This window comes from Kibdelosporangium persicum (assembly GCF_013280595.1).
Lineage (GTDB): Bacteria > Actinomycetota > Actinomycetes > Mycobacteriales > Pseudonocardiaceae > Kibdelosporangium > Kibdelosporangium persicum.
In genome coordinates this window covers 44234-62677 of the sequence record NZ_JAAATY010000024.1, presented here as the reverse complement: position 1 = coordinate 62677, position 18444 = coordinate 44234, and the positions used below count along the sequence as shown (strand labels likewise).

The window sequence follows — 18444 nt, the reverse complement described above, 5'->3', positions numbered from 1 at the left end:
TGGCAGCCGCGCTGCTCTCGGTAGCACTATTCGATCACCGGCGGCGCGGTCCGCTCGTCCGTTCCGAAGATCGCTTCCGGATCCGGCTCCTGCAAGAACGACGCCCGCTTGTGCTCCTCGTCCTCACCGCCTTGGCCTCGAGCTGCACCAATCCCACCGATCGGCATCGCTCCCGGCCCACCGCGCGCACCTGCTCCACGGGCCACAGCGCCGCCTTCACCGGGTGTGACCGGGCCAATCCCACCGCGGCCAGCGAAGGGTTGTTGTCCTCCAGTGTTCGGCTGTCCGCCAACGCCGGGCAGGCCACCGCCCGTGCGGCCGCCGCCTGCGCCCGGACCAGACCCTGCGCCTGGGCCGTTCGAGCCGCCGCCGGGACCCGCGCCGGTCGGCCCAAGAATGCCGACCGGGCTGAAACCGCCGCTGTTCCCTCCGGTGACCGGAACGTTCCCCGGCTGGATCAGTCCGCCCGACCCGCCACCAGGTCCTCCCGGCGACGGTGGCACAAAGCTGCCGGGATCGGTCCCTTGCTGTGGCGGCGGTATGACTTGCCCCGGACCTGACGGTGGGAGCGCGACTGGCCCGTCACCGGGATTCCCAGTCCCGGGATTCCCAGTCCCGGGATTCCCAGTCCCGGGATTCGCGGTGCCCGGATTCCCTGTGCCGGGACCTGGCCCACCACCGGCACGCCCAAGCGGCGACGGCCGATCCCCACCACCAACCCCAGGGGGCGGCGGAGGAACCGGCCCGTCAGTCAGCGAGGCAACGTTCATCGCAGCGTTATCCGCCATCAGCGACCCGTACGAACTCGGCAACCGCGTCGTGTTGTACGAGCTGGCATCGTCGTAGGCGCTCATCACGTCCACGTTGTGCTGCGATGCAGCGTTATACGCCGCGATCTGCCCCTTATAGGTCGCGCCCGCGTCCGGCGAGGTGACCATCATCCACGGATCAGGAAAAGTCGGCTCCGGCGGAACCGGTCGCACAGCGTTCTTGGCGTCGCCGAACGACCCGACCTGACGCATCGACAGGTCCTGCGCTGTGTTGATCTCCGGCGCCGCCTGCGCATGAGCCATCGCCAACGGCCCAGCTCCCCGCTGCGCCGCACCCGCCGCGTCACCCTGCCACGCCGACTCCATCTTCCCGGCCAGCTTGATGATCTGGTCGGCCTGGTCCTCGTACTCCTTGACCAGCTGCTTCACTATCGCCGCTGCGCCCGCGAGCCCTTCTCCGCCGCGTGCCTCGGTGAAGTTGCGGTAGATCTGCTCGGCCGACATGAACACGTCAACCACCCGTTTTCAGTGTCTGGAGAATCAAAGAAGCAGCCTGCTTGGTTTGGTCGCAGGACTTCTCACCGTCACGACTCTGTACCCTGGTCCGGAACGTCAACGTATCGGATATTCCAATTGCGAGATCGCATTCGCCAGTCTTGCGATTGTCTGTCGAGTTTTCGTATACAGCCGGGTAGTCATCGACAGTGGTCTCTATCCAATATCCCTTGAAACGGCCGTCCTGGTGGCCACGATAAAAGTCGGCGAGTCCATTCTTGTTCCCGACCATGAAGGTCAAACCGAGTGTGTAGGCGGTGCTGCTGTTCTGCCAGATGCAGCCTGGTCCGACATTTCTGGCGATGGCGCTTGTGGTGTCTGCTTCGCCTTGTGCGGTCAGGTTCAGGCTCGTCAGTTGCGTGGTGCTCAGCGCCGCGCAGGGTTGTGTAAGGAACTTGGTGGCATCCAGCGGATTGCTTACTGATGGCGCGCCATACCTGTTTGCAGGACCTGGGCGCGTTGTCTCGGATGTGGGCTTCGCGGTTGAACGCGGTGAACCATCCTGTGTCACTGTGCAGCCAGTACCCAGCAAAGTGAGGCCGATGACCGTGAGCGCGAATCCGTGCAAGCTGTGGCGCATCCCTGATCCTAGTAGGCGTCTTTCATGCGGGCGGTGTTGTCGCCTTCTGTGTTGACGTATGCCGATCGGGTGTCTGCAAGCTTCTGTACGTACGTGTCCGCGTACTTGTACATGCTATCTGCGTGCTGCGCCATCGCCTCAAGCGAGTCGGCAAGCCCATCTGCTTGAAATCGGCTCAAGATGTCGTCCGCTGGCGGGTAGATCAACGCCTGGGCGTCACGGATCTTCTTCAAACGGCCTTGTATCGCCAGGCCAACGTCGGTCCATTCTTTGATGAGGTCGTCGAGTTGGTCGACGCTGGTGAAGACCCATTTGCCGCCTGTGCCGCCTCCGCCCGCGGCTTGTGACTCGTAGTCGATGCCGAACATCCCGGCGGCTGCGCGCAGGGTCTTGTCGATCGCGACCTCGAACCGGATCTGCTGCTCCGCGGTTCCGGGTCCCTGCTCCCCAACAGGCACCGTTGCTCCTCCTGTCACATCCTGCGCCAAGCTACTTCGCGTTGCGAAGTCGGCACTCAGCGTAGATACGACGAGACTCGCATAGTCGCGGTTGCCGAAATTGGGACTCGCGCCTTTGCCACTCGAATGGGCTACTAGGGGTCGATGCGGTCCATGGCGGCGCCGTCCCACGTTGTCTGTGTGCACGCGACACCGCGGCCGTTTCGTGGCCGCAGGACGTCGTAGATGTGCATGCGGGGGATCTTGTCCGAGACGCCCCAACCGCTTGGCCACGTGATGACCCAGTCCATGTCGAGGTCCACCAGCAGGCCGAGCATGCGGGCGATCGTCGGGTCGTCGAGACGTTCGAACGCCTCGTCGAGCAGGACCAGCCGGAGCGGGTTGAAGTCCGCCGACTTGCTGCTCACCGCGTCGTAGAACGCGGCCGCGGCGGCGAACAGCGTCACGTACGACACCAGGCGCGTCTCACCTGAGGACAACTGCCGCAGGCGCCGCACGCGAGGCGCGCCATCAGGCCCTGTGTCGGCCACGCGGACCGTGAAGGCGTGCCACGAGCGGTAGTCCAACGCGCGGGACAGGATCTCCGCGTAACCGCTGGAGTGCGTGTCCCGTTCGGCCTCGATGCGCTCGGTGAAGACCCGGCGCAGGGTGGCGTCCTGGGCTGAAGTCCTTTCGCCGTACGGCATCCGGACCAACGACAAGGCCTGGCGGGTCTCGTCGTCCAACGCCGCCGACGGCTTCCACTCCAGCTGGACGTGCACGCCCTGGGACGACTTGGCCTGCCCGAGAACCTCGTTCATCCGGCGGGCCAGGTCCTCGGCGACCGTGATCTGGCCACGCAGCCACTCGGCGAGGTCCCTGATCAGGTAGTCCGCGAAGATCCGCTGGTACTGCTCGTCCAGGAACCCCCGCTGTTCCGCCAGTTTCGACGACACCTGCCTGGCGGCCTGGGCGACCGGACGGCCGCCTTCCTCACCCGCCACGGACACCGTCAGCAGGCCCGCGTGTTCCTCGGCGGCGATGTCGTAGCCGCCCGCGAGAGCCGTCTGCAGGTCCTGGAGCTTGGTGATCACCGCGGTCTCACCGGCGGCCTTACGGTCCGAAGCCTCGGCGACGGCGGCACGAACCGCGGCCAGGTCCGTGTCCGCCAAGTCCGGCAACGCGGCGGACAGCACGCCGGGAGCCGTGACGACCGTGGAGAACTGGCGGTACGCGTTGGCCTGGATCTCCTCCGAGGAAGCCAGTTGCTCGGTCGCGCCTTCCAGTTGCGCTTCCAGCTTCGCCGCCTGCTCCCGCAGTGCCGTGATCTTCTCGCGGATGTCCTTCAGGGAGGCGCGCATCTGCTTGCGTGACTGCTCCAGCTCCGCCAGCCGGGCCGCGATCTCCTTGGCCTCGCCGCCGACCGAGCCGGTGAGCTCGGACAACGTGCCTGCCTGCGCCGCGTATTCGGCGCATCGCTGGTCCGCGTCGGACTCCGCTGTGGTCCTGTCGGCCACGGCCGTGTGGTACCGGTGCGTGGCGTCGACCAGGTCCTCGACGGTGCCACGGCAGCGCTGACGCACGGCCTCGGCGAGCCGTTCCGCCGCACCCAGGGCCTCGGCCGCGGCCTGCTGGGCCTGGCGCAGGTCCTCCGAACGAGGTGACAGGCCCGCGTCACCCGCCTGCCGCAGCAGGTCCGCAGTTGTGGCCTGCCAACGGTTCTGCATCTGGTCGTGCTCTTCACGCAGTTGCTGCGCGTGCTTGTTGGCGCGCTCGGTGGCTTCCTGCTCCGTCCGCATCCGGGTGTGCTTGGCGATCAGCTCCTCGTCGCCCGGGAACTTCTCCAGGTGCCGTTCCCATTCCGCCACAACGTCATTGGCCGAGCGCAGCTGCTCCTCCGCGGCTTGCAGCTCTGTGCGCAGCGTCGCGAGTTCTTCTTCCAGCTCGGAGATCCGGCGTTGACGCCCGGCCGTCCGGGCACCCGCGCCGACGAACTCCGCAGCCGGTTTCGAGCCACGGCCGTGCAACGTTCCCGCCCGCCAGTGGCCGTCCACCGCCACCGTCATGCTCGCCGACGCCTCGCCCAGGCCGATGCCGCGCAGCAGGGCCTCCACCCGGTCCGCGGGCACGGGGCTGTCCGGAACGTCAACGGCCACAAGCACATCGGCCAGTGACGGGCCGGGGACGGCATCGCCGGGCGAAGCCAGCACGTCGTCCAGGTCCGGCACCGAACCCGAAGGCGTGACCCAGGCGTTGAGCAGGCGGCTTGCCTCCAGCGCGGCCTCCAGCCCGGCCCGGTCGGCCTCGGCCAGGTCCGCCTTGAAGTCCACCAGCCGGTAGAACGCGGCGCCGGTGGAGTCGTCGCGAGCGACCGAAGACGCGGGCGAACGTTCCTTGCCTGCGCGCAAAGCCGCCAGTTCAGCGTCGCGCTCCGCGATGGCGTCCCGAGCCTCGGTACGGCGCTGAGACGCGGCATGGGCGGCGTCACGCGCGGCCTGCACCAACGGCGCGGTCCACTGGCGCGCGGCCGTGCTGAGCTCGCGAGCCTGAGCCGGATTCGCCGACAAATCCTCAACGGACGGAAGCCGCAGGCGGCGTTCCGGCTTGGCCGTCTTCAGCGGCCCGGCGGCGCACCACGAACGCACCTGTTCGAGCCACACGTCCGACTCGGTGACGAGTTCCTGGTTGGCCTGGTTGCGCCTGCCGGCCGCCTCGGTCGCCTCCAACTGGGCGGCACGGGCCTGCGACCGCAACGTCTCGACGTGCTGTTCCTGCTTCTCCTGCTCCACGGCCTGCTGGTGCAGTGCGAGCGTCAACGCGCTGCGCCGCCGGGCTTCCTTCGCCGCGCGACCGGCCCGTTCGGCGGCCTCGGTCAGCGCGGTCAGCAGTTCGTCGGCCGCGACCGGCGGCGGGACCTTGCGCTCGATCGGCAACGGCTCGGCCTCGGGGTCCGGCTTGGCACGGACCCGCTCGGTGATCGTCTCGCTTTCGCTCTCCGCCATCCGCGGCAGGGAGGGGCACAGCGAGGTGTCCAAACCGGCCGCCTGCAAGGCGGTCCGCAACGACTCGCCGAATTCCCCGGCGGAGTCCAGATCCTGTGCCAGGCGGCGCAGCAACCGCACGACGCCGTCAACGGCCGCGTCCTCGGCCAGACGCTGTTTGTTGGCCACGTCCAACGCCGACGAAGCAGCCGAACGCGCCGCGGCCACGAGCTTCTCGCGGCTCTGCAGGTCCTGTAGGTCACGGAAGGCGGGCAGCTCCTTCAGCGCGCCGATAGTCTCCTCGGCCTGCTGCTCGCCGCCTTCCAGCTCCTGCTCGGCCCGCTCCGCGTCGGCCCGCGCGGAGCGTGCCTTGTCCAGCTCCGCGGTCAGCTTCTTGGTCTGTGAGCCCAGTTTCCGGACGTTGTCCTCGCTGGCCTTCAGCTTGTCCGCGGCCGTGCGCAGGCCGGCGAGCGCGTAGTCGGAGTACGTTTTGAGGAAGGTCCGCAGCGCCTTGTCGGCGGTGCCCAGCCGGGTGATGTTCTCCCTGATCGACTCCAGGTCGTCGAAGGACGTGGCCAGTTGCTCGATCATGGCCGAGTCCAACGGCGGCAACGCGTCCGACAGGATCTGCTCGAGCTGGCCCTCCAGCACCTTCAGGCCGACGTCCGGGTTGCGCAGGGTCCGCTGAAGGTGCAGCAGGTCGCCGTAGCGGCCCGCGGGCACGCCGTAGACCGTCTCGGCGATCTTGGCGCGGAACGCCTGCTCCTCCAGGACACAGTCGGCGCCAAGGACTTCCCGCAGCTGCGCGGAACCCAGCGGCACCCGGTCGGGACCGGCCAGCTGGAAGTCGATGCCGACGCGCTGGGGCGTGATGAACCGCCACGAGTCGGAGATCTGCTGCGAGGTCTTGGACGCCTTCACCCCGACACCGCAGGTCAGCGTGTGCCCCTCGCGCCTGAGCTCGACCCAGGCGTAGCCGATCCGGTTCGGCCCGCCGTCGTAGTCGTCGAGCATCAGCCTGCGGATGCTGACCGTGTCGAAGCCCTTCGAGCCCAGTTGCCGGAGGTCACCGTCCAGGCACAGGGGCAGCAGCAGTTCGAGCGTGCGGGACTTGCCGGACCCGTTGGTGCCCTGGAAGATCGCGCGCCCGCCGGAGAAGTCGAAGGTCTGCTCGGCGTACTGCCAGACGTTGACGATCCCGCCCCGGTGCAACCGCCAGCGATCCGTCATGCGCCCTCCTCGTCGAACAATGACCACCCCGGTACCTCGGGTTCCGGTGCGGGCCCGGGGACCTCACGCTCCGGATCACCGTCGGGCTCCGGCCACCATCGAGCCGCGGCGGGCGAGAGCCACCACCGCTCGCCGTCGGCGACTGCAAGTCCCATATGGACGAACAGCGCCAGCACCTCCGTGACGATCCCGTCGAGATCCTCGGCCGCCTGGCGGGACCAGGCGGCCGGGTAGTCGGCCACAAGCCGTTCGCACACCTCACGAACCCGGTCGGCGGTGACCGGACGCCGGCCAGCACCGTCTACTTCGGACTCACCGGCCGCGTCGCCGGAGTCATGGCCGAGCAGATCGGGCAGTGCGAGCAACCCGATTCGTGCGACTGTACTGGTACCCGGGAACATCACGTCGGACAGGTACTCCTCCGGATCGGCCGCGAGGATGCCCTCCAGCCGCGTCTCGGTGTAAAGCCCGAAGCACCGCTCCAGCAGGTACGACTCGCGCCTCTGGTTGCGCAGCAGCCATTCCCGCTCGTCCTCGGCCAGATCGGCGTACAGCACCACGGGGGACTCGACGAGTTTTCTGCGCACCTGGAAGTCCACGCGGCGCGGCGCGGTTCGCGCCGCCAGCGTCACCAGATGCGCGGCGTCCTGGGCGTCGCCGACCGGTCCGGCGAGCAGTTGGCCCAGCAGATCCGTCTCGATTGTGATCAATGCCTCGGCCGGGGCGTCCTGGCTGGCGGAGCCGACCGTGCCCTCGGTCTCGGTGAGCACGCCCAGCGACACCAGATGCCGCAGTGCCGCGGTCAACGCGCGCCGGTCGGCGATCGTGTCCACGACCTTCATGCCCGCTTCGATCGCCGCCGCACGGACGTCCGACACCAGGCGGGACAACAGGACCTGCCGTCCGGTGCCGGTCAGCGCGGCCATGGTCAGCGCGACGTACGCGTAGCCGCGCGGCGACAGTTCCTGGACACCGCGAGTGGAATCGGCGCCGGGACCGGCTTTGTAGAGGCGCGCGAACTTGCGTTCCACGACCAGCCGGTAGCCCAGCAGCGCGGTGAACATCTCGCCGAGCACCACCCGGTGCCGGTACACCAACGGCAGCAGTTCCCCGTCCGGCCCGCCGAGCCGCAACAACGGCCTGCGCAGCAGGGTACGGGCACAGCGCACCACGTTCGCCGCGTCGATGTCCGCCAGCCCTTCGAGGGGGTCGGCCGCGCTGAGCCTCATCTCACCACCAGCCGGGAATCCCGCAGGGTCAACGTTCCACCGGTCGTGCGGACGGTCGCGGTCTCGCCTTCGGCGTACTCGATCCGCACGGTCAGGCCCCGGACCTGGTCCTCGGCCGAGCCGGCGTCCTTCGCGCTCTCACGCTGCGCCATGGCCATGGTCAGCAGCTCGCACAGCACGCTCAGCGCGCCCGGCGACAACGTGACCTCGTTCAGCCTCGGCGCCGCCGCGATGAGTTCCGCCACGTCAGCGGCCCTGCGCTCGTCCGCGCGCCGGGCGTCGGCCAGCAGGGACTGCTCGGTGATCGGGTCGTCCATGATCCGCGAGGTACGGCCACGCGCGCCGCGATCGCTACGGCTGCGCACGCTGACCGTGACGTCACAGACCGGGCCTTCGCTCCACGGCGTGCGCTCGTCGTCCGAGTCGTGGTCAGGCGCCGGGAGGACGTGCCGTGACGAGTACATCCCGAACGCCGCCGCGTACATCTGCGCGGCCTGCGCGGGTGTGCTGTCGTCGAACCACTTCGCCAGCTTGAGCAACTCCGCACGGCGTCCTGGCAGTAACCCGCCGCCCGCCGTCGCACGCTTCACGCTCGCGAGCAACGAGCCGATCGCCCGTGCCGTCGCTTCTCGGAGCACGGTGACCTGCGAGGGGCGTCCCGGGCGGTCGACGAACCAGTCGGTCAGTTCCTGCCAGTCCGCGGCGCTGCGGCCCCTGGCCCGCTCCACAGCGGGCCCGAGGCCGTCGGTCGGGCCGAGCAGCCGCAGCAGTTCGGGACGGGCGGCGGCGAACCGGCCGGTCAGGTGCTCGGCGATGGCCGGTGTCTGCCGCAGGACGTCCTCGACGACCTTCTGGATGTACTCGACCAGCAGGTTGCGGAACCCGGAGATCTCGTCGGCCGCCAGGTGGTGGCGGGTGACGACCTGGCCGAGGTAGGCGTAGAAGTCCCGGACCGTCGCGGCGAGCTCCGCGTGCTGCAGGAAGAGGGTCGTGACCTGCTCGGACAGCAGCTCACGGGACCTGGTGGCGGCGCCGGAGCCCGCATCGCGCTGCTCGTGGCTGACGGCCTTGGCCAGCGACTTGCCGAGCTGGCTCAGGCCGCGCTCGATCGCGGGCAGCAGCTCGCGGGAGACCTCACGGGCGCCTTCCGGGACCCGCAGCAGCTCGTCGACGTCCCGCTGGACGCGCACGGCCAGCTTGCTGACCTGGTAGCGGACGCTGCCGTGCTGGAACTCGGCGATGCTGGCGGCGACCACCTCACGGCGGCCCTGCACCAGGTTGCCCCACTCGACCAGCTGCTTGAGCCGGGTGATCACGTTCTCGATCCGCGACTCGCCGCGTTCGATCGTGCCGTCCCGCTCCGCGGGCGCGAGGGCCGCGGCCACGTCACCCGCGGACAGGTCGGCCAGCAGGGTCGCGGTGAACAGTCGCATGATCGCCAGGTAGGTCGCTTTGTGCTCCCTGGCCTGCAGGTACGCGTAAAGCCCGAGCCGGTCGGTGTTCGGGCGCGCGGGGGCTTCGGCCGCGCGGTCCTGCTGCTCGGGGGTCACGGCTCGCCACCCTAGCTCTTGGTGCTGATCTTGGCGGCGCTACCGTTCTGGAGTGGGCAGGGGCTGGGAGGACTGGTGACCGCGGGTAGAGCAGTCGGACTGCTGCTTGGTGTCGTGGCGGACGGTGTCTTCGGTGATCCGCGCGGACGCCATCCGGTGGCGGGGTTCGGAGCGCTGGCGCAGCGCCTGGAGAAGCTGGCATACCGGGACAGCAAGGTGCCCGGCGTGATCTACACGGGCGTGCTCGCCGGATCGGCTGTCGCCGTAGGTGTTGCGGCAGAACGGATCGGGCGCCGTTACCCCGTGTTGCGGGTGCTGACCACCGCGACGGCGACGTGGATCGCGCTCGGCGGGAAGTCGCTGGCCCGCGAAGGCACGTACATGGGCCGTGAGCTGGACTCCGGCGACGTGGAGGCGGCGCGCAAGCGTTTGCCCAACCTCTGTGGACGCGACCCGGAAGCGCTCGACGCGACGGCACTGGCACGCGCGACGGTCGAGTCCGTGGCGGAGAACACATCCGATGCGGTGGTCGCCCCCCTGTTCTGGGGCGCTGTACTCGGCGTACCAGGGCTGCTCGGGTACCGAGCCGTGAACACGATGGACGCGATGGTCGGCCACCGTTCGCCCAGGTACCGCAACTTCGGCTGGGCCTCGGCACGGCTGGACGACGTAGTGAACCTCCTGCCCGCACGCGCCGCGGCGGCGTTGACCGTGGCCGGTGCGCCGGTGGTCGGCGGTTCGGCCCAGGGCGCCTGGCGCGCGTGGCAGCGGGACGCCACGGCGCATCCGTCACCCAACGCGGGCCGGGTTGAGGCAGCGTTCGCCGGAGCCCTGGAAATCCGCCTGGGTGGGCGGACCGTGTACAAGCACGGCGTGGAGGAACGTCCCGTGCTGGGAACGGGCCGTAGTCCTGATGCCGGGCACGTCACACGTGCGGTGGAACTTTCCCGTGTGGTGGGTGCCCTGGCCGGAGCGAGTGCGGCGTTCCTGGCACTGTTCGCCCGCCGCTGAACCAGCGCAAGCACCGAAGAATGTCTCGCTAGGTTGTGGCCTTCGCGCGTTCCGCGGCTTCCTCTTCGGCGACCATCTCCGCCACCGAGCGCTTACGCGGCCGTTCGGTGCTCAGCGCGCCGCCGGGAAGCAGTTCGCGCCACGTGAAGTACAGCCAGCCGAGGATCGCCATCGCGCCGAACGCGATCCACTGCAACGCATAGGAGAAGTACGGTCCGGCATCGAGTTCCGGCAACGGCAACGGGCCGAGCACGCCCGGCGAGTCCTTCTCCAGTTGCAGATAACCCGGCTCGATCCGCAGTCCCGTGGCTCGGGCGACGGTCCGTGAGTCGACCGCCCAGGCCTGCCGCTTGCCGTCCTCGTCGGTGAACGCGTCGCGGTTCTCCGAGTCCGTCTCGTCGACGCGCTGACGCGCCAGCAACTGCACCTGACCGGTCGGCGGCGCCTGGTAGCCCGGCAGCCTGGACTGCTCCGGCCGGAGGAACCCGCGGTCGACCAGCACGACCCGGCCGTCGGTGAGCCTGAACGGCACCGTGACCTCGAACGCGGGCTCGCCCTGGACGGTCCGCAGCCGCGCGATGACCTCTTCGCTCTGCAGGAACTCGCCTGTGGCGCTGACCAGGCGCCACTCCTTGATGCCCGGCTGCCAGGCGACGGTCGGGGCCGTGCGCGAGAACGTGATCTCGTCGTTCTGCGTCTTACGGGCCTCGTGGCGGTCGAACTGCCACGGCGCGAGCAGGGTGAAGCACGCCGTGGCGAAAACGATCACCAACGCCGTGAGTCCCAGCCACCCTGGCCGTAGCAGGTTCCGCAGTCGCACTGTTCCACCGTAGCTACCCGAGCAGGACGTCCTCGAACCTGACCCGGAAACCGCCGCCGTCCGGTGCGGCACACATCACACCGGCGAACACGGGCACGGCAGGCGGAAAGTACGCCAGCCGCAGCATCTGGCCGCCGGATGTGACGGTGACCGTGTCGCCGGTCCGCTTCGCCTCGATCGTCGTGCCGGGACTGCCGGGCGCGGGTGTCACCGACCAGTCGGAGACGTTCCGGGTCACGACGACGGAGAGCTGCTGCTCGCCGTCGACGAACTCGATGCCCGTCTTGATCCAGTTCTCCTCGTCGATCCGCAGGGCGATCCCGGCCTGGTCGTACTGGTCCCGGTAGTCGCCGGTGAACGTGGCCCTGAGGGTGAAGTCCCCGGTCACCTCGCGGCCGAAGACGTGCCCGGTGTCGCGGACGAACCCGTAGTGCGTGGTCCGCCAGAAGTCCGTGTCCCGGTCGGCGCGGACCGTCAGGCCGTCGTCGATCGACCACTCCGTGGGCTCGTTGAGCCAGGTCCAGCCGTCGAATGCCGTCACAGGGATCATGGTCCCATGGGGATCAACCGAATCAATCCGGCAGAACTGCACCCGACACCCGGCTACCACCACATCACTGTCGTCTCGTCCGGCCGCACGGCCTACCTCGCCGGGCAGTGCCCGCTCGACAAGTCCGGCGCGGTCGTCGCCGGTGGCCTTCCCGCTCAGATCGACGCTGTCGCCGCCAACGCTCTCGCGGCGTTGTCCGCGGTCGACGCTTCTCCCGGCGATGTCGTGCGCTCGGTGATCTACGTGGCCAGCTCTGATCGGGCGGTGCTGGCGGAGGCATGGACCCGGCTGAACGCCTCGGTGATCGGGGCGGCTTTCACCACCGCGAGCACTTTGCTGGGCGTCGCCCAGCTGGGCTATCCCGGCCAACTGGTGGAGGTGGATCTCACCGCAGCGCTGCCCTAGCCGCCGAAAGCGCCTGGCCGGCGTAACCGCCGCCGAACAACACGACGTGCACGAGCAGAGGGAACAGTTGGTGCACCGGAACCCGGGCCTGCCACCCGTCGGCCAGCGGATACACCTCCTGATAGGCGCCCAGGATCCGGTCCAGCTCCGGGCAGCCGAAAAGCTGCAACATCGCCAGATCGGTCTCGCGGTGCCCGCCGTGCGCCGCGGGATCGATCAGCCAGGCGCGGCCGTCCTCGGCCCAGTGCACGTTGCCGGACCACAGATCGCCGTGCAGCCGGGCAGGTGGTTCCACGGGCACGAGGTCCGGCAGCCGGGCGCACACCGCCTCGAACGGTGCCCAGGGCAGTGCGGTCCGCCGGAGGTACGGCTCGATTCGTTGCGTGGCATAGAACTCCGGCCATGACGGCACCGGCTGGTTGAACATCGGCGCCAGGCCGATCCACGCGTCCGCGGGCCCGTCGGGCGGGGGCGAGCCGAACGCGGGCGCGCCGGCCAGGTGCAACGCGGCCAGACCGCGCCCGAACGCCTCGGCGTCCCCGGGCCTGCCGGGTTCGACCTGCTCGATCACGAGCCAGTGGTCGTTGTGGCCGCGCACCGCGGGCACCGGCACCACCCCGGGCTCGGTGATCCACTCCAGCGACTTGGCCTCGGCCAGCACCGCGGAGACCTGCGAGTGCCGTTTGGCCACCACCAGATCGCCGTCGGCCAGTTCGACCTCGTACACCGAGCCGCCCAGCCGGTGCGCCGAGGTCGCCTCGACCCCGGTCAGCTCGGTCACCGCCTCAAGCGCCGCGGAGCTCATCGCGCACCCATTCGATCAGGCCGGGTGTCGCCGCTTCGATCATCGCCAGGACGATCCGGAAACCGTCGTTTCCGCCGTAGTAGGGATCGGGGACGTCCAGATCGCCGGTCGCGGCCGGGTCGAACGAGCGGAACAGGCGGATCTTCGACGGGTCGTCGACGAGCCCGCGCAGTTCGCGGACGTGCCCGGAATCCATCGCCAGCAGCAGGTCCGCGCCCAGGTGCTCCTCGCCCACCTGGGCGGCGACGTGCGCGGTCGGGTAACCGTGGTCGAGCAGGACCTTCTGCGCCCTGCTGTCCGCGGCGTCACCGACGTGCCAGCTCCCGGTGCCCGCGCTGGTGATCCTGACGTCGTCCGCAAGGCCCTCCCGGCGTAGGTGTTCCCGCACGACGAGGGCGGCCATCGGCGACCGGCAGATGTTCCCGGTACAGACAAAGCTGAGGTGCACGACGGCCAACCCTACCGATGTCTTTAGAATCTTCGCGATGACCAGCGAAGATCTCCGCCATCACGGCGACAGGGACACGGCGCCTGGCATGGTGGACTTCGCGGTCAACGTGTGGCTGCCGGCCCCGCCACGCTGGTTGCGCGACAGGCTCGCGGCCGCGCTCGACAGGCTCGCCACGTACCCGTCCGAAGCCGACGACCTCGCCGCGCGGGAAGCCGTGGCCCAGCGGCACGGGCGTTCACCGGACGAAGTCATGGTGCTCAACGGTTCCGCCGAAGGGTTCGCGTTGCTGCCGAACCTGCGGCCCAGGCTCGCCGCGGTCGTGCACCCGTCGTTCACGGAACCCGAAGCCGCCCTGCGCACCGCGGGGATTCCGGTCCACCGCGTCATGCTCGACGGTGACTACGCCCTGCGTCCCGGACTCGTGCCGGACGAGGCCGACATGGTCGTGATCGGCAACCCGACGAACCCGACGTCGGTGACGCACCCCGCCGCCGTGATCAGGGCACTGGCCAGGCCCGGCCGGCTGGTCGTGGTGGACGAGGCGTTCATGGACGCCGTCCCGGGCGAACCGGAGTCCCTCACGGGTGATCCGGATGTGCTGGTGTTCCGCAGCCTCACCAAGACATGGGCGCTGGCGGGCCTGCGCGCCGGTTACGTGCTCGGCAGTCCGGAGACGCTCGCCCGGCTGGCGATCGATCGTCCTCAGTGGCCGGTAGGGACGCTCGTGCTCGAAGCGGTCACGGCGTGCTGCTCGCCTGCCGCGATCGCCGAGGCGGAGGACACCGCGCGAACGGTGATCGAGTACCGGGCCGAGTTCGTGGCCGCGCTGCGGGACGCCGGGATCGAGGTCGTCGCCGAGCCGACCGCGCCGTTCGTGCTCGTCCGGGTCCCGGAGGGGACACGTGTGCGTGAGACGTTGCGGGACAAGAAGTTCGCCGTACGCCGTGGTGAGACGTTTCCCGGGCTGTCGGCCGACCACATCCGGCTCGCGGTCCGCCCGCCCGACCAGACGGCACGATTGCTGGCAGCATGGCCGATGGAGGTTCCGACGTGATCACAGTGGGCCAAGTCGTCGCCGCGCTGGAGACCGCCTACCCGCCTGACCTGGCCGAACCGTGGGACGCGGTCGGTCTGGTCTGCGGTGATCCCGCCGAGGCGGCCCGGCGCGTGCTGTTCTGCGTCGATCCGGTCGAATCCACTGTGGATGAGGCGGCCGAGATCGGCGCGGACCTCATCGTGGCGCACCACCCGCTGCTGCTGCGGGGCGTGCACGGAGTTGCGGCGAACACGCCGAAGGGTGGCCTCGTGCACAGGCTGATCCGTGCTGGGATCGCTCTGTACTGCGCGCATACCAACGCGGACTCCGCGTTCCCTGGAGTGTCGGACGCGCTGGCCGCCGCGATCGGGCTGTCGGTCAGCGCGCCGCTGAGCCCGAAGGAGCCGCCGCTCGGCCTCGGCCGGATCGGCGCCCTGCCGGAACCCGAAACCCTGGAGACGTTCGTCCAGCGCGTCGCCGACGCGCTGCCGGAGACCGCGTGGGGCGTGCGCGCCGCCGGTGACCCGAAGCGTCTGATTAGGACGGTCGCGGTCTGCGGCGGCTCGGGTGACTCGCTGCTCGCCGAGGCCACGGCCGCCGGGGTGGACGCGTACGTGACCGCTGACCTGCGGCACCACGTGACCGGCGAGCACATCGACTCGGCGCCGGACGCGCCCGCGCTGGTGGACGTCTCGCACTGGGCCAGCGAGTGGCCGTGGTGCGACCAGGCGGCGGGCGTCGTGCGCGCCGCCTTCGGGGGTAACGTCGAGACTCACACATCGATCCGCCGCACCGATCCCTGGACCCTCCGGGCGGCCAGAACGGGGAGGACCGCACGTTGAAAGCCGACCCAGCCGTGCAACGCCGGCTGTTGGACCTCGCCGAGGTGGACGCCGAACTGGCGCGTCTGGACTACCGCAGGCGGACCCTGCCGGAGGTCGCCGAGATCGCCGAGGCCGAGAAGGCCGCGCGGGCCAAGAAGGACGCGCAGGTGGCCGTGGCCACGCAGCTCGGTGACCTCGACCGTGAGGTCACCCGGCAGGAGAAGGAGATCGACCAGGTCCGGGCCCGGGTCGAGCGGGACGACAAGCTGCTGCAGGGCGGCACGGTCGCGGCCAAGCAGATGACCGACCTGGAGCACGAGATCGACACGCTGCACCGCAGGCAGGCCGCCCTGGAGGACGACCTGCTCGAACTGATGGAGCGGCGTGAGGCGTTGCAGATGGACGCCCAGCACGCCGAGGCGGAGCTGGCCAAGGCCGAGGCGGCGGTGGCGGACGCGACCACCAGGCGCGACGAGGCCTTCGCCGACCTCGAAACGCAGGAAGCCCGGGCCAAGGCGACCCGCAACGCCATGCTCCCGGCGTTCCCGGAGCCGCTGTTGGCGCTGTACAACCGCGTGCGCGAGCAGAAGGGCACCGGTGCTGCGCTGCTGCGCTCCCGCCGGTGCGGCGCCTGCCGTCTCGAACTCGACCGCGTGGTGATCTCGCAGATCAAGGCCGCCGCCGCGGACGACGTGGTGCGGTGCGAGGAATGCGGCGCGGTCCTGGTCCGGACGGCGGAGTCCGGCCTGTGAAGGTTGTCCTCGAGGCCGACGGCGGGTCCAGGGGCAACCCCGGTCCCGCCGGGTACGGCGCCGTAATCCGGGACGCCGCGACCGGTGAGCTGCTCGCCGAGCGGTCCTCGGGGATCGGCGTCGCCACCAACAACGTCGCCGAGTACAGCGGCCTGCTCGCCGGTCTGCGGGCCGCCGCCGAGCTGGGCGCCGACGAGGTCCAGGTGCGGATGGACTCCAAGCTCGTGGTCGAGCAGATGTCCGGCCGCTGGCAGGTCAAGCACCCGGCCCTGCAGCCGTTCGCGGCCGAGGCCCGGACGCTGGTCAAGGAGTTCGCCAGGGTCACGTTCGACTGGATTCCGCGCGAGCGCAACAAGGAGGCCGACCGGCTGGCCAACGAGGCGATGGACGACCAGGCGGCCGGGCCGGCGCGGAAGTCCACCCCGGCCAGGTGGACCGGCGCGCAGGGCTCGCCGACCCGGATCTTGTTGCTGCGGCACGGCCAGACACCCCTCTCCGTCGAACGCCGGTACTCCGGCCGTGGCGAGCCGCCACTGACACCGTTGGGGGAGAAGCAAGCCCTTGCCGCGGCGGCTCGGCTGGCCGCGATGAGCACCGTGGACGCGACGACGCCGATCATCTCGTCGCCGCTGGGCCGGGCCAGGCAGACCGCGCGGGCCGTCGCCGACGCCACGGGCGGTTCTGTCGACGTCCACAATGGCCTGACCGAGACGGACTTCGGGGCCTGGGAAGGCCTGACGTTCGCCGAGGCGGCCGCCCGGGATCCCGAGCTGCACAGCCGTTGGCTGGCCGACACGTCAGTGCCGCCGCCCGGCGGGGAAAGCTTCGACGAGGTGCATCGCCGCGTCCGCAAGACGCGTGACGAGCTCGTCGCGACGCACGGCGGCAAGACCATCGTGGTGGTCAGTCACGTCACGCCGATCAAATCGTTGCTGCGGATGGGGCTGGACGCCGGGCCCGCGCTGCTGTTCCGGCTGCACCTCGACCTGGCCTCGTTGTCCATTGTGGAGTTCTACCCGGACGGCAACGCGTCCGTGCGGCTGGTCAACGATATTTCGCACCATCCCACGGCGTGACGTATCCGTCGGGCCGCACCAGAATCGGCTCGACGACCGGCTCGGCGGGCCGCACCACGTCGATGTGGTCGGGAGTTTCCAGCGCTTCGTTCGCGATGAGCACAAAACGGCCGCCGCGCAAGGCTTCGAACAAGCGGCCTTCGGCGAGCTGGATGTCGCCGATGCGCTTCTTGCCGCCGTAGTGGATGTCGATCCCCGAGATCTGGCCCGCTGCCTTCCGCGCGAGGGCGGTCCGGTGCAGCAGGAAACCACCGAGCACGCCGCGAATCCGCTGACCGGCGCGTGACTTGATCATCGCGAGCCGGATGATCGCCCCACTGCTGCGGAGCACGGCCCGGCCGACGGGATGCCGTTCTTCCTGATACGTGTCAAGGAGTTCCGGTCCGGCGTGCCCGTTGAGCACGGCGGCCAGCTTCCACCCGAGGTTGGCGGCGTCCTGGAGGCCCGTGTTCATGCCCTGGCCGCCCGCCGGGGAATGGCAGTGCGCCGCGTCCCCGGCGAGGAACACCCTGTCGACGCGGTATCGCGGGACCTGCCGCTCATCACTGTGGAACCGCGACATCCACCGTGGATCGTGCATGCCCATGTCGGCGCCGAGGGCGCGCCGGGTGACCTCGCGGATCTCGTCGAGCTCCAACGGTGCCTTGTCGTCGACCTGGTTGCGGCGGTCCCACGCGAACACGCGGTAGTAGCCGTCCCCGAACGGCGCGACGAACGCGAACCCGTCGCCGACCGCGTTGACCGCCAGCACGTCCTGCGGCGGCGTGCTGAGCCTGACGTCCGCGAGCATGATCGACTTCAGCACCGATCTGCCGGGATACGGCTGGCCGATCAGCTCGCGAACGGTGCTGTGCACGCCGTCCGTGCCGACCACGTACTTGGCCTCCCAGGTCCGGGTGGTGCTCCGCACGGTCACCTTGTCGGCGGTCTGGCTGAGGCCGAGCACCTCCTCGCCGTGCTCGATCCTGACTCCGAGCCGCTCGGCGCGGTCGCGCAGGACCTTCTCGACCTCGTACTGCGGCGTGATGAGCAGGTAGTTGAACTTTGTCGGCAGGATGCCCAGGTCGAGGTGCACCTTGTCGAACAGGCGCAGCCTGTGCACCTGCTGGCCGGGCAGGGCCAGTCCGCGGATGTCGAGTTGCTCCAGCGTCCGGGCGTGCACACCGAAAGCCCTGGTCGTGTTCGGCGCCTCGTGGGCACGGCGCTCGAGGATCGTGACGCTCCGGCCGGCCTCGGCTAGGTCGCCCGCGAGCAGCAACCCGGTCGGCCCGGCTCCGGCGATCAGCACGTCCATGGTCGTCCTCCCTAGGTCAACACTTGTTGACTTGGACGGTAGTCCCGGGGTTTCTTGGATGTCAACAGGTGTTGGCCTACACTTGTTG

General features: G+C 69.6%; 17 protein-coding genes. 6 read left to right on the top strand and 11 right to left on the bottom strand.

Annotated elements, in window-relative coordinates:
- Window positions 1-26 precede the first annotated feature (26 nt).
- From GC106_RS33275 to GC106_RS33250, 6 genes are all read right to left on the bottom strand, one after another.
- Window positions 27-1289, bottom strand: coding sequence for a hypothetical protein (locus GC106_RS33275; RefSeq protein WP_173138803.1), 1263 nt, complete (start codon window positions 1287-1289; stop codon window positions 27-29).
- On the bottom strand, window positions 1282-1905 hold the full coding sequence (locus GC106_RS33270) for a DUF3558 domain-containing protein (protein ID WP_173138802.1): 624 nt from the start codon (window positions 1903-1905) through the stop codon (window positions 1282-1284). The genes GC106_RS33275 and GC106_RS33270 overlap by 8 nt, the downstream gene beginning before the upstream one ends.
- Window positions 1906-1913: 8 nt before the next feature.
- Window positions 1914-2363, bottom strand: a complete 450-nt coding sequence (locus tag GC106_RS33265; RefSeq protein WP_173138801.1) for a hypothetical protein — start codon at window positions 2361-2363, stop codon at window positions 1914-1916.
- Window positions 2364-2497: 134 nt separating this feature from the next.
- Window positions 2498-6553 (bottom strand): TIGR02680 family protein, encoded by a 4056-nt coding sequence (locus tag GC106_RS33260; protein WP_173138800.1) that lies wholly within the window; start codon window positions 6551-6553, stop codon window positions 2498-2500.
- Window positions 6550-7782, bottom strand: a complete 1233-nt coding sequence (locus tag GC106_RS33255; protein ID WP_173138799.1) for a TIGR02678 family protein — start codon at window positions 7780-7782, stop codon at window positions 6550-6552. The genes GC106_RS33260 and GC106_RS33255 overlap by 4 nt, the downstream gene beginning before the upstream one ends.
- Window positions 7779-9332 (bottom strand): DUF2397 domain-containing protein, encoded by a 1554-nt coding sequence (locus GC106_RS33250; RefSeq protein ID WP_312873065.1) that lies wholly within the window; start codon window positions 9330-9332, stop codon window positions 7779-7781. The genes GC106_RS33255 and GC106_RS33250 overlap by 4 nt, the downstream gene beginning before the upstream one ends.
- Before the next feature lie 75 nt (window positions 9333-9407).
- Here GC106_RS33250 and GC106_RS33245 point away from each other — a divergent pair, with 75 nt between their 5' ends.
- Window positions 9408-10343 (top strand): cobalamin biosynthesis protein, encoded by a 936-nt coding sequence (locus tag GC106_RS33245; RefSeq protein ID WP_173138798.1) that lies wholly within the window; start codon window positions 9408-9410, stop codon window positions 10341-10343.
- Between the two features lie 28 nt (window positions 10344-10371).
- Here GC106_RS33245 and GC106_RS33240 read toward each other — a convergent pair whose 3' ends face one another.
- On the bottom strand, window positions 10372-11163 hold the full coding sequence (locus GC106_RS33240) for an SURF1 family cytochrome oxidase biogenesis protein (protein ID WP_173138797.1): 792 nt from the start codon (window positions 11161-11163) through the stop codon (window positions 10372-10374).
- Between the two features lie 13 nt (window positions 11164-11176).
- Entirely contained in the window at window positions 11177-11713 is a 537-nt protein-coding gene (locus tag GC106_RS33235) for a DUF1349 domain-containing protein (protein ID WP_173138795.1), read from the bottom strand.
- A gap of 6 nt (window positions 11714-11719) precedes the next feature.
- Between GC106_RS33235 and GC106_RS33230 the strand changes: the two genes are divergently transcribed.
- Complete coding sequence (locus GC106_RS33230) at window positions 11720-12118, top strand: RidA family protein (RefSeq protein WP_173138793.1); 399 nt, start codon at window positions 11720-11722, stop codon at window positions 12116-12118.
- Here GC106_RS33230 and GC106_RS33225 read toward each other — a convergent pair.
- Entirely contained in the window at window positions 12099-12923 is an 825-nt protein-coding gene (locus tag GC106_RS33225) for a fructosamine kinase family protein (RefSeq protein WP_173138791.1), read from the bottom strand. The two genes, GC106_RS33230 and GC106_RS33225, sit on opposite strands and share 20 nt — an antisense overlap.
- On the bottom strand, window positions 12904-13371 hold the full coding sequence (locus GC106_RS33220; RefSeq protein ID WP_173138789.1) for a low molecular weight protein-tyrosine-phosphatase: 468 nt from the start codon (window positions 13369-13371) through the stop codon (window positions 12904-12906). The genes GC106_RS33225 and GC106_RS33220 overlap by 20 nt, the downstream gene beginning before the upstream one ends.
- Window positions 13372-13408: 37 nt before the next feature.
- On the opposite strand from GC106_RS33220, the gene cobC reads away from it, so the two are divergent.
- From cobC to GC106_RS33200, 4 genes are read left to right on the top strand one after another with little or no spacing between them, the layout of a single operon-like run.
- Window positions 13409-14428, top strand: coding sequence for an Rv2231c family histidinol phosphate aminotransferase CobC (gene cobC, locus GC106_RS33215; RefSeq protein ID WP_173138787.1), 1020 nt, complete (start codon window positions 13409-13411; stop codon window positions 14426-14428).
- Window positions 14425-15252 (top strand): Nif3-like dinuclear metal center hexameric protein, encoded by an 828-nt coding sequence (locus GC106_RS33210; RefSeq protein WP_173138785.1) that lies wholly within the window; start codon window positions 14425-14427, stop codon window positions 15250-15252. The genes cobC and GC106_RS33210 overlap by 4 nt, the downstream gene beginning before the upstream one ends.
- Window positions 15249-15986 carry a zinc ribbon domain-containing protein gene (locus GC106_RS33205; RefSeq protein WP_173138782.1) on the top strand — a complete coding sequence of 246 codons (738 nt, stop codon included), beginning with the start codon at window positions 15249-15251 and terminating at the stop codon, window positions 15984-15986. Before GC106_RS33210 ends, GC106_RS33205 begins: the two co-directional genes overlap by 4 nt.
- Window positions 15944-17062: a bifunctional RNase H/acid phosphatase gene (locus GC106_RS33200; RefSeq protein ID WP_173138781.1), complete on the top strand. Its 1119-nt coding sequence runs from the start codon at window positions 15944-15946 to the stop codon at window positions 17060-17062. Before GC106_RS33205 ends, GC106_RS33200 begins: the two co-directional genes overlap by 43 nt.
- Here the strand turns inward: GC106_RS33200 and GC106_RS33195 are convergent.
- Window positions 17031-18356, bottom strand: coding sequence for an FAD-dependent monooxygenase (locus GC106_RS33195; RefSeq protein ID WP_173138779.1), 1326 nt, complete (start codon window positions 18354-18356; stop codon window positions 17031-17033). The genes GC106_RS33200 and GC106_RS33195 overlap by 32 nt on opposite strands.
- Window positions 18357-18444 lie beyond the last annotated feature (88 nt).

What these genes read in the sequence shown, in the direction of transcription:
- GC106_RS33195 (WP_173138779.1), bottom strand. Translation starts at nt 18,356, where the DNA reads ATGGACGTGCTGATCGCCGGAGCCGGGCCGACCGGGTTGCTGCTCGCG.
- GC106_RS33255 (WP_173138799.1), bottom strand. Translation starts at nt 7,782, where the DNA reads ATGAGGCTCAGCGCGGCCGACCCCCTCGAAGGGCTGGCGGACATCGAC.
- GC106_RS33270 (WP_173138802.1), bottom strand. Translation starts at nt 1,905, where the DNA reads ATGCGCCACAGCTTGCACGGATTCGCGCTCACGGTCATCGGCCTCACT.
- GC106_RS33200 (WP_173138781.1), top strand. Translation starts at nt 15,944, where the DNA reads ATGCGGCGCGGTCCTGGTCCGGACGGCGGAGTCCGGCCTGTGAAGGTT.
- GC106_RS33225 (WP_173138791.1), bottom strand. Translation starts at nt 12,923, where the DNA reads ATGAGCTCCGCGGCGCTTGAGGCGGTGACCGAGCTGACCGGGGTCGAG.
- cobC (WP_173138787.1), top strand. Translation starts at nt 13,409, where the DNA reads ATGACCAGCGAAGATCTCCGCCATCACGGCGACAGGGACACGGCGCCT.
- GC106_RS33230 (WP_173138793.1), top strand. Translation starts at nt 11,720, where the DNA reads ATGGGGATCAACCGAATCAATCCGGCAGAACTGCACCCGACACCCGGC.
- GC106_RS33235 (WP_173138795.1), bottom strand. Translation starts at nt 11,713, where the DNA reads ATGATCCCTGTGACGGCATTCGACGGCTGGACCTGGCTCAACGAGCCC.
- GC106_RS33260 (WP_173138800.1), bottom strand. Translation starts at nt 6,553, where the DNA reads ATGACGGATCGCTGGCGGTTGCACCGGGGCGGGATCGTCAACGTCTGG.